General features: G+C 46.6%; 12 protein-coding genes and 1 riboswitch. Of the genes, 4 read left to right on the top strand and 8 right to left on the bottom strand.

Annotated features, from left to right (window positions below; translation table 11 throughout):
* Positions 1–47: 47 nt before the first annotated feature.
* The 3 genes from gbpA to R7F07_RS07395 form a co-directional block, all read right to left on the bottom strand.
* On the bottom strand, positions 48–1,511 hold the full coding sequence (gbpA, locus tag R7F07_RS07385; protein WP_171342436.1) for an N-acetylglucosamine-binding protein GbpA: 1,464 nt from the start codon (positions 1,509–1,511) through the stop codon (positions 48–50).
* A 98-nt stretch (positions 1,512–1,609) separates the two neighbouring features.
* Positions 1,610–1,710: riboswitch (cyclic di-GMP riboswitch) on the bottom strand.
* Between the two features lie 272 nt (positions 1,711–1,982).
* A complete protein-coding gene (locus tag R7F07_RS07390; RefSeq protein WP_171342437.1) occupies positions 1,983–2,483 on the bottom strand; it encodes a fasciclin domain-containing protein in 501 nt (166 codons plus the stop codon).
* Positions 2,484–2,563: 80 nt separating this feature from the next.
* Positions 2,564–4,045 (bottom strand): cryptochrome/deoxyribodipyrimidine photo-lyase family protein, encoded by a 1,482-nt coding sequence (locus tag R7F07_RS07395; RefSeq protein ID WP_171342438.1) that lies wholly within the window; start codon positions 4,043–4,045, stop codon positions 2,564–2,566.
* A 109-nt stretch (positions 4,046–4,154) separates the two neighbouring features.
* Between R7F07_RS07395 and R7F07_RS07400 the strand changes: the two genes are divergently transcribed.
* Positions 4,155–4,460, top strand: a complete 306-nt coding sequence (locus R7F07_RS07400) for a DUF6482 family protein (RefSeq protein ID WP_136976810.1) — start codon at positions 4,155–4,157, stop codon at positions 4,458–4,460.
* A gap of 68 nt (positions 4,461–4,528) precedes the next feature.
* Here R7F07_RS07400 and R7F07_RS07405 read toward each other — a convergent pair whose 3' ends face one another.
* On the bottom strand, positions 4,529–5,509 hold the full coding sequence (locus tag R7F07_RS07405; protein ID WP_005374899.1) for a rhodanese-related sulfurtransferase: 981 nt from the start codon (positions 5,507–5,509) through the stop codon (positions 4,529–4,531).
* A 455-nt stretch (positions 5,510–5,964) separates the two neighbouring features.
* Positions 5,965–7,260 (bottom strand): alpha/beta fold hydrolase, encoded by a 1,296-nt coding sequence (locus R7F07_RS07410; RefSeq protein WP_137283005.1) that lies wholly within the window; start codon positions 7,258–7,260, stop codon positions 5,965–5,967.
* A 210-nt stretch (positions 7,261–7,470) separates the two neighbouring features.
* Between R7F07_RS07410 and R7F07_RS07415 the strand changes: the two genes are divergently transcribed.
* Positions 7,471–8,628, top strand: coding sequence for a D-alanyl-D-alanine carboxypeptidase family protein (locus R7F07_RS07415; protein ID WP_137283006.1), 1,158 nt, complete (start codon positions 7,471–7,473; stop codon positions 8,626–8,628).
* Between the two features lie 84 nt (positions 8,629–8,712).
* On the opposite strand, the gene R7F07_RS07420 is transcribed toward R7F07_RS07415, so the two are convergent.
* The gene (locus R7F07_RS07420) at positions 8,713–11,370 is read right to left on the bottom strand and encodes an alpha-amylase family glycosyl hydrolase (RefSeq protein WP_171342439.1); all 2,658 of its coding nucleotides are present in this window, start codon (positions 11,368–11,370) and stop codon (positions 8,713–8,715) included.
* A 129-nt stretch (positions 11,371–11,499) separates the two neighbouring features.
* The gene (locus R7F07_RS07425) at positions 11,500–12,963 is read right to left on the bottom strand and encodes a helix-turn-helix transcriptional regulator (RefSeq protein ID WP_171342440.1); all 1,464 of its coding nucleotides are present in this window, start codon (positions 12,961–12,963) and stop codon (positions 11,500–11,502) included.
* Between the two features lie 167 nt (positions 12,964–13,130).
* Here R7F07_RS07425 and R7F07_RS07430 point away from each other — a divergent pair, with 167 nt between their 5' ends.
* Complete coding sequence (locus R7F07_RS07430) at positions 13,131–13,784, top strand: oxygen-insensitive NAD(P)H-dependent nitroreductase NfsB (RefSeq protein WP_005480118.1); 654 nt, start codon at positions 13,131–13,133, stop codon at positions 13,782–13,784.
* A gap of 69 nt (positions 13,785–13,853) precedes the next feature.
* A complete protein-coding gene (locus R7F07_RS07435; RefSeq protein WP_171342441.1) occupies positions 13,854–14,144 on the top strand; it encodes a putative quinol monooxygenase in 291 nt (96 codons plus the stop codon).
* Here R7F07_RS07435 and R7F07_RS07440 read toward each other — a convergent pair.
* A complete protein-coding gene (locus tag R7F07_RS07440; protein ID WP_031853765.1) occupies positions 14,141–15,064 on the bottom strand; it encodes a LysR family transcriptional regulator in 924 nt (307 codons plus the stop codon). The two genes, R7F07_RS07435 and R7F07_RS07440, sit on opposite strands and share 4 nt — an antisense overlap.
* Positions 15,065–15,145: the final 81 nt, after the last annotated feature.

A 15,145-nucleotide genomic window follows, 5' to 3' on the forward strand; every position in this document is an offset into this window, starting at 1 on the left:
AAAGAGCCTCATAGTGAGACTCTTTTGCATAACGTTCAAAGGGTGATTTAGTTGACTTTATCCCAAGCCATCTCCCAGTGTGAACCTATTCCAGGCTCGTAATGGTTTGCGCTTTCTTTCCACTGCATACAGTAACCAGAGTATGGGAAAGGTTTACATTGATAAATGCCCCCGTCGCTGGCAAGCACTTTTGTGCCCGCCGTGTAGTTAGATAGTCCTTCAGGGAAGACAAAATCGTACTCATCAGATGGTGGTGGAGTAACTGACTCTTCTTTTAAGTGAAAGTCGAGTGTTTGCTGATCCACCAAGTTGCCATCTTTATCCTTAATACGTGTTACGAGCATATGGTGACCCGGCTCCGATTTACTTAAAGTGAGCGATATCGCCTCTACCGAGCCGTCTTTCATTTCGTTTGCCCAACTTGCAAGTGGTTCGCGATGGTGATTGTAAACGGTGAGTTCTGCATTTAAATCGCCTTCAGAAGTTAGTGTCAGATCCAACGTTGTCGGTGTTGACTCAATGATATACTCGTCTGCTAAGCCATCTACTGTGAGTGAGTATTCTGGAACAGGAGTTTCAATGTTATAGCCGATCTCTACTCGCTCAAGGCCGCTATTTGCTTGCAGATACACCGGATTAGTACCATAAACAGGAGTGAATTTATCCTCTGCATACTGCCCGGCTTGCAGTTTTGCTTGTTCTTGGTTTAGCTTAGTCGCGAGTGCGTAAGACCAGTTTTTCGCTTGGCCCATTGCTGCATCGGTAATTTCTAGTTCAGTTCTATACGCCACGTTTTCACCTGCTTGATCAAATACGCGTGTATAAACCGAATCCCCAATATTTAAATCCATTGTAGGAATAATTTGACCGCCTTGCTTCCAATCTGGAATAACGGGACTGTCACCATCAAATTTCACATCGATCACGTTATAAAATGAGGCTGCAGTGTCGCCAACATCCCATACTGCCAGGATGACATGGTATCCCTCGCGAGTAGGCACATTACATTGATGGCTTACCTGTTTCGGGGGTTGAACCATATTGCCGTCGACGACACAGAAAGGAGTTAGATCAAAAGAGTCTCGTGATAGTGAAGCGTTTGGGTTCCAATCAGGCTTGGTGATGTAATATTTCCAGTCGCGCGTCACGTGGTTAGCGGTAAATGTCCATTCAAAAGTTTGTGTACCTGCTTGAATAGGGCGTTTTACCCAACGGTCGGCAGTTTGCTCATCAAGGGCAGCTGCTAAAGCGGTTTCGGCACTCGCTATTTTACCATCGCGAGGCCCTGTTTCGGGAAAGCCATCAGGGCCTTCAACGCTTTGCGGTTCATATTGAATCGCACCGCAGTTACTATTTTTTTCGTTAGTATCTGGCGTTGGATACTTACATAGTGCCGAGCGACTTGCAGCGACACCACCATTGGTTTCTGATACATAACCGTGAGCCGCAGCACCTGAGCTAATGCTCGCAAGTGCTAACGCGAGTACGGATTTGGTTGGAAATGATTTCATCACATGTCCTCTGTTATGGCTGACAAACTAATGTCACACCCCGGCGCATGCTGAGCATAAAGCAACGCTACAGAAATTGGACTTCTGTAACACTGCGTCATGGTAACCCCGCTATCATGAGCATTCTTTTAGATTTTTAAATGCTGACAGACCGGAAGCTTTGCGTCCCACCTTTTCGAATGGTTTGCCGAAATGTGATTGAGCAGCCAAAATTTAGCTTAAGAATTTACATGTGGAAAAGTAAACGTCACTGACATGGAATCCTGTTCTCAAATTGAAAGATAACGATATCTTAACCTCGTCAATATTGTGCAGTGTCGTATTGCAAGGTATTGATTTTAATTTTGTTTTTATCCTTTTTATAGTCATGGTGAATGGGTGGGGGTTTGTTGGGGATAAGTGGAGAGGAATCGTGCTAAGGGTGGAAGAAGTTCTGTCTAAAGGGCGGATTGTACCGCCCTCTGAATGGTGTTATTTCGGCATGATGACAGTATCAATCACGTGAATGACACCGTTTTTAGCTTTCACATCGGTTGCAATGACATTTGCATTGTTAACCATGACTTTATCGCCCATGGTTTTAATCATCACATCTTGCCCCTGAACCGTAGTCGCTTTGTCTAGCTTAACAACATCGGCAGCCATCACTTTCCCTGGGACGACGTGATAAGTCAAAACAGATACTAACTTGTCTTTGTTTTCCGGCATTAAGAGCATGTCGACTGTGCCGTCTGGCAGTTTTGCAAAAGCGTCATCCGTTGGTGCAAAAACAGTAAATGGGCCTTCCCCTTTGAGAGTGTCAACCAAGCCCGCTGCTTTCACCGCAGCAACAAGCGTATTGAAAGAGCCGTTTTCAGCGGCAACGTCGACAATATCGGCTTTCATCATGCCATGCTCATGAGCCTTGACGGGCAGCATAAAAGATAATGTCGCCATCAGTGTCGCCGCGATAACTAAGATACGTTTGAACATAGTGTGTTCCTTACTAGTTGAGGGTACAGCGGGTTCCCTTGAGTGTGTTTGCATTTGTACGCATCGTGATTGAAAGATGATCATCGCGTCCTACTTTCTTTTGAGGGCCTAACATGTCGCGCAAGAATTCGTCTGCCTTCTTGTTTCACATCGGCTCGTTTCCGCCACGCCCATAAGCGCTCTCTTGCTGCCTTAGCTGCGTTGTCTGGTGCGATAATAGGTGCAAGGTAACGGCTATCTGGCTGCAACTGATACATGACAGCTTCCATCTGGGTCATTGTCCAGGGCTCGAATAAAAGAGGGGGAGGAACCATTTGTAACTCAGGCACCCACTTGTAGATGAACGTACCGTTAGGATCATGTTCTTGGGCTTGCTTGATCGGATTATAAATACGGATTGTGTTAGTCCCGGTTACTCCTGCTTGCATTTGGAATTGTGGGTAATGAATTCCAGGCTCAAAGTCGAGAAATAGTTGCGCTAAATGCGTTACACCTACTCGCCAATCCATGTTCATGTGGTGAGTAAGAAAGCTAACCAGCATGGCACGCATGCGAAAGTTAATGTAACCAGTGTGGTGCAAACAGCGCATGCAGGCATCAATCAAAGGTACGCCAGTATGCCCGGATTTCCATGCTGCTAACTTTTCTTCATCGAAAGTACTACTTTGTTTAATCAATGGTTCGTAAGCCCGATTAACGCAGTAAAACTCCATGTCGTATTCCGATTCGAATTTTTGGATGAAGTGACAGTGCCAATGAAGCCGTGAAGACAATGCAATTAAGCTGCGACGAAATCCAGCGACTTGCCAGTGTTTCAAAAGGTATTGATAAACTTCACGCAAGGATATGTTACCCCAAGCGAGGTATGGAGAAAGTCGAGTACAGGCTGTGCGTGAGGCTGTGGGACTAGAAATGCTTCGATAGTAATCACGACCTCGACGATGAAAAAAGTCCTCTAGTGTTTTCCAAGCGAGCCGGCTTCCTCCCGTTTGCATTCCTTTGCATTTTGATAGCCAGGATGATGGTGGCGAAAACGAACAGCCGAGAGCTTCTGCATCCAATGAATGCAATAAGTCGGTTTGGAGCTCAATAGGGCTTATTGAGGCTCTCATGACAGAGTCCCAATGTTTGTCCCAACCTTGCCGGTTTTTTGCACCTCTGATAACAGCACCGTGTTCGAACTCAAACCAGTCGATGTTCTGCTTATACAGCCAAGCGGCAACTTGTTTGTCGCGCTCAAAGGTGCAGTTGAGTCCTATTTCTTGGTGAGAAAAAACAGCGTTGATTTGATATTGCGCTTGAATTGATTGAAAACATGCTAAGGCATCGTCAAACAGCACCGTGATTCGATGCCCATATGCTTTGAGCGTCTCATCCATGTCTTGCAGTGATTGCCAAACAAATCGCCAGTGGCGCTCAGAATAGTGTGGGTTGTTCAATAGCAATGGTTCAACAATATATAAAAGCACAGTTGGGTGCTTTGTTGATAATGCTTGAGTTAGTGGTTGATGGTCAGTCAGCCTTAAATCTCGTTTTAACCACACGACATTGATTGTTTGCATCGGAATCCTCTTTAGTTTCCGATGTTGTACGCAAGTAAACCGAAGAAATCTCATCCAATGATCGGTTTTATTCTACAAAACGTAAAGGTAACTTTTAGGGAGGTGACACATGGCAATACCATTGAGTAAGTTACAAAAATACTTCTATGTAGATAAATTGGTCATTCATTCGCTTGATCTCGCATTGTATCAGGCATCTGTTGTGATTGATGGAGAAGCGCAATTTATCACTGATGACAACGGCATCTTTTTGAGGGCTCATTCCCTTATCGAGATGCAAAAGAAGTGCAGGAATATCAAAGCAAATAAGCAGGTTTTAGTACATCAAAGTGCTTATGATGAAATGGTGGGGCTACCCGAAGGCAAAAGAAACAATCAACTAGAGGTATTGGTGAGGGATACAAAATTGTATTGAAAGAGTATTGGTGCGTAGTAAAAGCGAGCCACCTTACGGCAGCTCGCTAAATATAAGGAGAGTTGGGCTTAGTCTTGTTTACGCTGCGCTTCTTTTTGCGCGTACTTAGCGGCACGTCGGGCTTCTCTTTGCTTGGCACTTTCACCACCAACATGCTGCTCGCCTCGCTGCTCTGCAAGAACAACTTGTTTTTCACGCTCGCGGAATCGAGCAATTTGTTCTTCTGAGTGTGTGCCGTGACATTTTGGACAGCTCACGCCTTGCTCGAACAATTCTGACTGTTTGTCTTCTTCAGTGATCGGTAGACGACAAGCGTTACATAAATCGTAATCTGCTTTTTCTAGCTGGTGGTTCACGGCAACACGACCGTCAAATACGTAACAATCGCCTTCCCACATGCTCTCTTCTTGAGGAACTTCTTCAAGATATTTAAGAATGCCGCCTTCTAGGTGGTAGACCTCATCAAAGCCCTGTTCTTTCATGTAAGCCGTTGATTTTTCGCAGCGGATACCACCGGTACAGAACATCGCAACTTTCTTGTGTTTTGCCGGGTCCATGTTTTCTTTTACATAGTCTGGGAATTCACGAAAGGTTTCAGTATTTGGGTTTACAGCGCCTTTGAATGTCCCGATCTCGATTTCGTAATCATTACGTGTATCGACAACAAACACTTCAGGATCAGCAATAAGATCGTTCCACTCTTGAGGTTTCACGTAAGTCCCCACTACGTGGCGAGGGTCTATACCTTCAACACCTAATGTTACGATCTCTTTTTTCAATTTCACTTTGGTGCGATTGAATGGCTGGGTCTCAGAATACGACTCTTTGTATACGGTGCCAGTCAAACGAGGTTCGTTGTTTAGCCACTCCAGTAGCGTATCAATACCTGCACGATCAGATGCAACTGTGCCGTTGATACCTTCACTTGCCAGTAGTAATGTCCCGCGAATATGGTGTTTTTCCATCAACGCAAGTAATGGCTCGCGTAGCTCTTGATAGTTATTCAGCTCAACAAACTTGTACAGCGCACAAACTACATACTGACTCATGAGGTTTCCTTTAAAAATACAGGTGGTCAACGACCTTAAAATTTTAGCGGCACGAAGTATACCTGACTAAACTAGTCGGAAATACGGACAAATTATACGGATATTATGAGTAGGCGGGGCCTGGCGGTCTTTGATAGGGGGAGCATGTCCGCAGGTGAAGCCGCTATGTGTTCAAATTATAAGCATTAATTATAGTGGGTTAGGTAGGTTGGAGCCGATACTTTTGGTTTAAATTTATGCTGTTTTGGGCCCTTCAAAAAAGTTAGGCGCAAGAAGCACCAAGTAATCACCGGAGTCATTGACAAGGAAAGGACATGTCGCAGTTTTATACATGAGGTGGTGAGGGATAAAGGTTTAGGGACAAAGAGTGAATGACTGATCGCCATTGTTCATAAACCGCTATAAACGCCTTTTCATCAAATACTAAAAAGGCGTATTTCTAACGTCTGTCCTGCTTATTTCAACGCAGCTGCGGTCTGTTTACCCATGGCAATGAGCCTGTCGAGAATGCGTTCACCGTCGGCACGCAAACCGTTGTGCTCGTACTCGTTGGTGATCCACGCTTTTGAATTTGGGATTAACGCGAGCGTCTCTCGGCTGATATCCATTTCAACAAACATATCATCGGCGTAAACGGCGCAACTGACAGGCACTTTATTTTGAGCCAGTTGAGTTTGATCGTACAGCGCAGCCCAATCGTCTTTCGCGGCCAATATTTCTGCGGCGTCTTTTAGTGGTTTGAGGTTGACGTATTGGTCGAACATCCACGGGAAGACCATTTCCCCCGTAAAGTAAAATGGCTGGCCAGGTTCATAATTAAACTCTGGTCGGGTTTGGCGAACACGGTGCGCACTCCAATTCGACGCAAAGCCTTGGCAGTAAATCGATTCATGCAAAATGGCGTAGATCGGGTTGGTTTGGAAGTTTTGCTGCGCCAACATATCGTTTAAGAACTCATAGCGAAGTTGTGGTTTGCCGTCCACTTCAATCAACGCGCTTTCTAGCCAATAGTAAGTTGGTAAGAAAGTATCACTCACACCAAAGTTGATGCCGATTTGTTGAAATTGTTCCACCGTGAAGCGTTGACCATTTGGTAGGTACTCTTCATTTTCTAGCAAGTGATTCGCAATGTTTTGGCAAAGTTGCTGTGCATTGGGAAATTGTTGGAAGAACGCTTGGTTTTTCTCCATAGTGCGTTTGAAAGTGGCTTCATACACATCGTCGGCATGACGCGAGACTGATGGCACGCCACCTGTGATGTAGCTTTGTAGCAAGCTGTCTGGGAACAAAGACAAATAGGTGAGGGAGCAAAACCCACCAAAGCTTTGACCTAAGATCGCCCATTTTTCGACGCCAAATTGCTTACGAATGTACTCCGCGTCGCGCACGATGTTATCCGCTCGGAAGTGGCTCAAGTAGTCTGCTTGTTGCTCTGGCGTGAGGTGAGCAAGCGTCTGGTGATTAATCACTGAACTATTGCCCGTACCGCGCTGGTCGAGAAGCAAAACTCGGTACTCTTGCAGCGCGCGTTTTACCCAGCCGCTATTGCCGTTTTGACGCGGAGAGGGAAAGCCAGGCCCGCCCTGAAAGTAAACCAACCAAGGTTTGGTCGATTCTTCATCGCCAACTAGGCAAACCGCACGGGCGAAGACTTCAATGGTGCCTTTGCTCGCGTCTTGGTAATCCAGAGGAACGGTAAAACTGTGGGGAGTGTAAAGCAATCCTGCGTCGATAAATGATTGAGCGTTCATTGTTATCTTTATTTCCTTATTGAGGGGTAGCGCTACTTTACTGCGAATGGCATGAAGAACCAATGCTATTTCCCAATCGCCTCTTCAGTTCTATACCTTGGTCAAATCAATGTAAGTTCAAGAAAATGAAACGATTAGCGACTGGTGCAACTGGTTGAGTGAGCTATGCTCAATAGAGTTGCGACAAAGTAAGAGCATGGAGGAAGTCGGATGAAAGTGTCACTGGCTCGATGGACAATTGTGACTTGTTTAATAAGCGTACCTACTTTTGCCGTTGTTACGCCCAACCCACCTCAGTTACAGGCAAAAGGCTACGTATTAATGGACTTTCAATCCGGTGCCATTATTGCCGAGTATAACGGGCGAGCAGGCCTTGCTCCGGCGAGTTTAACCAAGTTGATGACCGCTTATGTAGTTGGACAAGAAATCAAAGCGGGGCGTTTGAAATGGGATGATGTTGTCACCGTGAGCGAAAACGCGTGGTCGGCCAAGTTTCCCGGTTCTTCTAAAATGTTCATCAAACCGAAAGATGAAATTAGTGTTGCGAACTTAATGCGCGGCGTGATCATCCAATCAGGAAATGACGCGTGCGTTGCACTGGCTGAGCATGTTGCAGGCAGTGAACGCGGCTTTGTTGCCTTGATGAATGGTTGGGCGGAGAAATTAGGACTGCAAGACACCTATTTTGTGAACTCCCATGGTCTTGATAGTGATGGCATCCAAACCTCACCAACCGATATGGCAAGACTCATGCAGTCGATCATCAGCGATGTTCCTGATGTGTACGCGCTATACAGTGAGAAAGTCTTCAAGTGGAACGACATTACGCAGTACAACCGCAATAAGTTGTTGTGGGACAATTCCATTGATGTCGACGGGGGAAAAACCGGCTACACCAGCAATGCCGGATACAGCTTGGTGAGCTCGGCCAAAGAAGGAAGAATGCGCCTTATCTCGGTGGTGATGGGTACGCCAAGTAAACAGGCTCGGATCAGCCAATCGAAGAATCTACTCAGCTATGGTTTTCGTTTTTATGACACCAAGCAAGTTGCTAAGCAAGGCCAAGTTGAGTCTAAAGTTCGCGTTTGGAAGGGAAATACCAATCAAGTTGAGGCGATCTTTGCTAAAGATGCCTATCTCACTCTGCCTCGTTCAATGACGGCTGGGCTTGATAAGAGTGTGGTGCTAAATGAACCGTTGATTGCGCCGATCGCGCAAGGAGATGAGATTGGTAAGGTCGTTTGGAAAAGCGATGACAGTACCGTGGCGAGTTATCCCTTGGTCAGCAGCCAAGCGGTAGAAGAGGGCTCGTGGTTCGGTCAGCTTTGGGACAGTCTGGTGCTGTGGGTGAAATCGTTCTTTAACTAGAATAAAAACGAGCAGAAGTGTCTTTCTGCATTCTTTTGTTGATGGCCACCCAGCTAAACGCTGGGCGGTGTTTTATTTAACGGTTTATTCCGACAAGGTGATGATTGGTAAGTCATCCCAAATCTTACTTTCATCCGATGCGCCACCGGAGAAGTTCCAAGGGCCTTTGTCTTGTTCTAGCGGACGGTAAGTTGCCGAAAGGCCGTCTAAGTCCCAAGTCGTGACATAGAATCGGATTCCATCGAGCGAATCTGGGCGGCCTAGTGCGTCGCTGGCAAAGTCCATTGAAATGGTGTTATTGGCTTTGTCTACTGTCACTGTTGGTGCTGGTGTTACGGCTTCGCCCCATGTTGTCGCGTTTGCACCTTGGGTGTTGTAAATCGAGCTTTGCCAGCCGAAGACCACAGCGTTGCGACTCCATGTTCCGCTTGGCATAGAAGCGTTGATCTTAGGCAGTTCCGTCAGGTTGGTTGCCGCTTCTTCCGGTAAATCAATGAAGATGGTGAAGCCAACGTGGTCAAAGCCATTTGGCGGCAACCAAGTGTCGGTGATCTTGTCCATGGTGAAGGTCAAGCGCACGTTACTGCCGACGGTAAATACCTCGGCTTTGTTGATTGCGAGTTGGCTATTGTCTTTGTCGAACGTTGGATCCGTTGGTAGCGAGTAGTTACCGTTAGGACCGCCCATGCCATCTTGCGCATCACCTGCGTCATCAATCGTGTCGTCTGGCGTGTTCGACCAGCTTAAGTCCGACACAAAGTTCACATCGTCAATGCCTGCTTTCTTCTCCGTGGAGTAAATCGCGAAGCGGTGTTGCTGTTCGCCAATCGCAAAGTGACGGGTAGATAAAGTCACGCTGAACTGACCGTCAGCGCCCACGGTAATGGCCTGTGCTGTTTCTAGGTTACCGTCTACGACAAGGTTCAATTTCTCGTTTGCTTTAGCAGTACCAGCAATCACGATATCATCAGTGATGGTTTGTCCTTCCCAATCCTGTGCCAGTTGGATGTTGAGGTCTGGGGTATCTACCGATTGGGTGTCGTTAGTTTTCGAGTAAATCACGGCAGATTTGGCTGGTAGCTCAAGGGTTACGTGACCGTTTTCATCTGCGACTAACTGCTCTGGAGCGTCTGCCCAGTTAGATATGATTTGTTGTTGGAAGACGGTGCCGCCAACTTGTTCTACATCGAGTTGGTTCATCAACATCGGGGAATTCGATGTGTTCATCACAACCAAGACTTCGTCGTTATCCAACGTTCGGGTAAAGGCGAAGACGCCCGCGCCCGCTTTATCGCTGCCAATCACTTTCATTTCGCCGCGTGTCATGACTTTGTTTTCAGTGCGTAGCTTGGCAAGTTCTTGAACAAACAAGTACATCTCACTGTTTTGGTCGAACGAGTCTACGTAGTTGCCATCTTCACGGTACCCTCCGGCGAACATAGCATCGCGTGCCGCTGACATCGCCTGTTCTGTACCTTGGTAAATCACAGGAATACCCGGTACGCTCATCATGGTGATCAATGCTTGTTTCATGTCATTCACGCTACCTTGCGACAGAAAGCGCGGCATGTCGTGATTATCAATGAAGTTCGGCATGATGTATGGATTTGGGAACATCTCCATCATTTTCTCAAGACGGAAACGTAAATAGTCGGTCGGTTGTCCTGATGCAAATACGCGCGTCATGGTCGCTTGCAATGGGAAGTTCAGTACCGAGGTTAGCTGTTTCGGCGAACCACTTTCACCGATGTAAGTCAGCATCTTCTCTTCGCCTTCGGTGTGGTAAGGCGTAGATGTTTCGAATACTTCACCAAAAGTGAGGAAGTTATCGCGACCGGTATCAACCGCTTGCGTCATCGCACCATCGTCGGCATGTAGGAAGTCGTTCCAGAAATCGTGCTCAACAAACTTCACGGTATCGATACGGAAACCGTCAACGCCCACTTCGCGGATCCATTTTCGGTAGCTCTCTTTTAAATAAGCGCGTACTTCAGGATCGGACGTATTTAGATCATCCAGATCCGACAGTTGCCAGGTTTTTTCTTGGACGGGATCGTTGTGGTCGGTGATGCTTGGCGTCCAGTGGTAAATGCCAGTACCGTCTTCTTTACACTCATTCATGTTGAGCGGATAAGGCAGTTCTTGCCCTGCTGGCAGCGCATTTTCAATCAAACGGAAACCTTGACAAGGTAGGCTAGGATCGTAATTGTATGGGTCATCGTAAATGAAGAAGTTACCAACGTGGTTGGTCACGATGTCTTGAATCAAGAACATATTACGAGCGTGCACTTCTCGCGCTAACGCTTGGTAGCTTTCCATGTCACCAAAGTGCTCATCCACTTTTTGGAAATCACGCGCCCAGTAGCCATGGTAGCCGCCGTAGTTTTGTTCTGCGTCCCACCATTGGTTTGCCACTGGCGGCGTAATCCAGATAGAGGTTGCGCCTAGGTCTTCGATGTAGCCTAGCTTGTCACTAACACCAACAAGATCACCACCACTGAATTTCTTGTCTGAGGTAGGATCGTACTCATTCTGACCTTGATCGTTAAGCGTGTTGTCGCCGTCGTTAAAACGGTCGATCATCAAGAAGTAAATGATCTGGTCTTGCCAATCAGGAGATGCCACGTGGCTTCCTGTATCGGTTGGCGTAGTTTCATCGCTACCACAGCCAGAAAGAGCTAGGGCGATCGCTAGAGGGAGTATTTTTATTTTATTCATAGGATTAGGTAAGGTTTCAAACACGGTTTTTGTCTCCGTTATGCAGCAATGCGGAAACGATAAAACAAAGGTTTGAGATTTAGAGTGTCATTTCACGCCAAAAGAGACGTGAAATGATGTCACGAAGAGCTGAATTTGAACTGTGCTACATATTTAACTGAGTGGTTGCACAATTGGGTATTGAATCGGGTAATGGTCTTTGGCTAACTCATTACCAGAATGCTCATAGAGCCGGAATCGACACTGTTTAGCCGTTTGGGGGAGGGGAAGTTGTAGCGCCCAGCATGTGTAATCTTCTGCATTCTGAGTTTGGCTCATCGCGTGCGGAGCTGGCGCGTCACCCACGTAGCAATCGATCTTCGCCACGTCTTTTAATCGACAAGCGAGTTCCACAAACAAGGTGTACTGAATGCCGAGTTGGATCAGTTGTTTTGTCGGGACAATGTATTCCGTTGCGCCAATTAAAAGCCCCTTGGAGACCACATAATCGCGCTGGTGGTTGTTATCAACGTAGCGTTCACCATCGACTTCATAACACAGTCTAAACGTCAGTGGATGAGCGACAGGAAGCTCGGTTGTTGCCCATAGTTCGGTGCCATTATTCAAGAAACGCTCGAAGAAGGCAGGGTAGCGACGCCACGCGCCATCACGATCTCGACACTCAACGGAGACCACTTTTTCAAACGCAATGTTATCTACTTCCATCCAGATTTTACCGACGGGTTGGTCAATATCGTTATCGGCTAAAGTATTGGCTTTGGCATAGTACAAGCGGATGGGCTGGTTATTGAGATGAGTGCGGTTATCCAAGCACTGCTGGCGATATTGCATTGGCGAAAACGGATACCAACGACGAAAAGTGCGGTGAAAGTTCGAAGGTTCTTCATAACCAAGTTGATAGGCGATTTGCTGCGTTGTGAGTTGGGTGTCGGCAAGCAAAGTGAGTGCTTGCTTTCTTTTAGCGAAATCAACGCATTGAGAGTAGCTCATTTGCTTCTCTTGCAGTCGACGTTGCAAGGTGCGTTTGGAGACGCCCAGTTGCCTTGCCGCTTGCTCTAACTTGAGCGCGTAATTGCTGTTTTTGATGAACAAGGCGTTCAAAACACTCAGCAATTCGGGTTGCTCAATTGGCTGGTGAGAAAGCAGCAAATAAACATGTTTCACCAGTTCAAACACGCTTGAGCTCGTTTTAGAATCTCGCGTTTCCCCTAGAAAAATATCGGCCGCGAATGGATTGCTGGCTTGAACTTGTACTTGTATTGATTCGCTTAGCTCAAGCATCTCCAACTGCATTCTGAGCAAGCCAAACACCGACTCCGCCCAATTTGGCATATCGCCCGTTCTGCATTCTACTTGCAGATGGATTTGGGCATCACCATGTTGAAATGTGACGTACAAACGGCGGTCGAATAATGAGACACTTTTACTCCACCAAAGCAGCCCTTCTTGGAGGTTAGGCGCTTCTTTCAACATCATACATTGCAAGACCACCAACTTCTCAATGTGCCAATATTCGCCGGCAATTCGAAGGTGATTGTGACCGAGCTTTTTGCACAGAAAGGATGTAATAACGTTATCTTGAGGCAGCATGAGTTGAGTTTGGTTGCGAGCAAACATGCATTATTGCTGAAAAGATGAAGAAGTTCAGTGAGAACGCTCAAAGCCTTTCTTATCGTTTTATTTTCAAATTTATTTTGAAAATGTTTTTAATCGAAATCGGTTTTTCCCTTTATCTCATGAGGTTATGCTGTTACACAGCTTAAGTTCATTAATTGGAGAACCTCATGGATATCGTACAAGCTGCAAAATCTCGTTACTCAACGAAAGTGTTTGACCCAACGCGCAAGCTACCTCAAGAAAAAATCGACGCAGTTAAGGAGCTGATTCGTTTTAGTCCATCGAGTGTGAACTCCCAGCCTTGGCATTTCATTCTGGCAAGCACAGAAGAAGGCAAACAGCGCATCGCTAAAGCGGCGCAAGAGAACTACGCGTTTAACGCGGCGAAGATTCTCAACGCTTCTCACGTATTGGTGTTTTGTGCGAAAACAGGCATTGATAACGACTACATTGAAGCGCTAATGGCGCAAGAAGAAAAAGATGGTCGATTCCCAACTGAAGAAGCGAAAGCGGCTGTGCGCGGTGGTCGTAGCTACTTTGTGAACATGCACCGTTTTGATCTGAAAGATGCGAACCATTGGATGGAGAAACAAGTTTACCTCAACGTGGGTACGTTGCTGCTGGGTGCTTCGACGCTAGAAATCGATGCAGTGCCAATTGAAGGGTTTGATCCCAAAGTGCTGGATGAAGAATTTGGCTTGCGTGAAAAAGGTTACACCAGCGTTGTGATCGTGCCGCTGGGCTACCACGCGGAAGATGACTTCAACGCGAAAACGCCAAAGTCTCGCTGGGACGCAGAAACCGTATTCACCGAGATCTAATTCGAGCTTACTTGCAGGTTACGTAGAACCCTGTAATCAATATATAAATCGCAAAAGAGTGATAAAACAATGATCCACTTAGTTGCAGAAGTGAAAGCCTATCCAGACAGTAAGAATCAGGTGGTGAATTTGCTTGCTGGTTTACTAGAGCCAACTCGTCAAGAAGAAGGCTGTTGCCAATACGAGTTGTATCTTGACGAGAAAGTTGAAGGCTTATTTATGTTCCAAGAAATCTGGGCATCGCAAGAGGCCTTGGATAAGCATTTGCAAAGCCCGCATATGGCGACGTTTCTTGAAACATTGGAAGAGAACGATTGGGTTGAATATACCCAGATTCGTCCTCTTCGATTTATCGCCTAATGACAGAAGGTTGCCAGCACGTTGGCGCGTTGCTGGCAGCATTTTTGTTGGATAAAGTCGCGGAAAGTCCGAATCGTTGGCGTCAATAATCGACGATCGGCACATACCATGTAGAGCGGCACTGGGCCGCAATCCCACTCTGGTAACACTCGCACCAATCTTCCCTCGATTAAGTCTCGGCTAATGTCCATCAATGATTTATTCGCAATGCCTTTGCCTTTTATCGCTAACCGGTGTGGCAAGTCACTATCGTTGCTCATCAAGTTACCGCTGACCACGATTTGTTCTTTCTCGCCGTCACGCGTGAGTGTCCATTTGTTGTAGACCGAATCCGCGACCATATAGCACAAGCAGTTGTGTTGCATTAAATCGGCAGGAGAGGTGAGTTCTGGATGTGTAGCTACGTACTCTGGCGATGCACATAAGATCCGCTCGTTTGCCCCACACAATGCCAACACGACCAGATTGGAGTCGGCCGGCTCGCCGTAGCGAATCGCAATATCGACAGGCTTGGTGTACATATCCGTCAAACTATCGGACAGCTCTAGTTTGATGGAAACATTTGGGTAGAGATCGATGAACTCATCCACCCAATCGAGCAACATATTGCGACCAAAATCGGAGGGCGCAGTAATGTGCAGTTGACCAGATAACTCGCCACGCGCACTTGAGATCTGATCCAACCCCTCTTGCAATGTTGCCAACGCTTGCGTGGTTTTGTCTAAAAACAGTTCGCCCTCTGAGGTTAAACGAAGGCTTCGGGTGGAACGCACAAACAACGGGAAACCGATTTGCCCTTCAAGACGCTTAATCGATGCGCTAATGGCGGCAGGTGTCATGTCCATGCTGTTAGCGGCTTTTGAAAAGCTGCCTTGGCGCGCGGTTTCGACAAAAATATTGAGGTCGTTGAGGGCTTTCATAATGAAAAGGGCTTTTAAGAAGTTTGGGCTACTATAGGGGAGAGTCGTAGGCCAATTCAAGGTTAAAACATTAGGTTGCAC

The organism is Vibrio sp. YT-16 (genome assembly GCF_033337405.1).
Taxonomy (GTDB): domain Bacteria; phylum Pseudomonadota; class Gammaproteobacteria; order Enterobacterales; family Vibrionaceae; genus Vibrio; species Vibrio alginolyticus.

Coding starts and splice junctions, on each gene's coding strand:
- R7F07_RS07425 (WP_171342440.1), bottom strand. CDS start 12,963: ATGTTTGCTCGCAACCAAACTCAACTCATGCTGCCTCAAGATAACGTT.
- R7F07_RS07410 (WP_137283005.1), bottom strand. CDS start 7,260: ATGAACGCTCAATCATTTATCGACGCAGGATTGCTTTACACTCCCCAC.
- R7F07_RS07395 (WP_171342438.1), bottom strand. CDS start 4,045: ATGCAAACAATCAATGTCGTGTGGTTAAAACGAGATTTAAGGCTGACT.
- R7F07_RS07440 (WP_031853765.1), bottom strand. CDS start 15,064: ATGAAAGCCCTCAACGACCTCAATATTTTTGTCGAAACCGCGCGCCAA.
- R7F07_RS07405 (WP_005374899.1), bottom strand. CDS start 5,509: ATGAGTCAGTATGTAGTTTGTGCGCTGTACAAGTTTGTTGAGCTGAAT.
- R7F07_RS07430 (WP_005480118.1), top strand. CDS start 13,131: ATGGATATCGTACAAGCTGCAAAATCTCGTTACTCAACGAAAGTGTTT.
- R7F07_RS07390 (WP_171342437.1), bottom strand. CDS start 2,483: ATGTTCAAACGTATCTTAGTTATCGCGGCGACACTGATGGCGACATTA.
- gbpA (WP_171342436.1), bottom strand. CDS start 1,511: ATGAAATCATTTCCAACCAAATCCGTACTCGCGTTAGCACTTGCGAGC.
- R7F07_RS07435 (WP_171342441.1), top strand. CDS start 13,854: ATGATCCACTTAGTTGCAGAAGTGAAAGCCTATCCAGACAGTAAGAAT.
- R7F07_RS07400 (WP_136976810.1), top strand. CDS start 4,155: ATGGCAATACCATTGAGTAAGTTACAAAAATACTTCTATGTAGATAAA.
- R7F07_RS07415 (WP_137283006.1), top strand. CDS start 7,471: ATGAAAGTGTCACTGGCTCGATGGACAATTGTGACTTGTTTAATAAGC.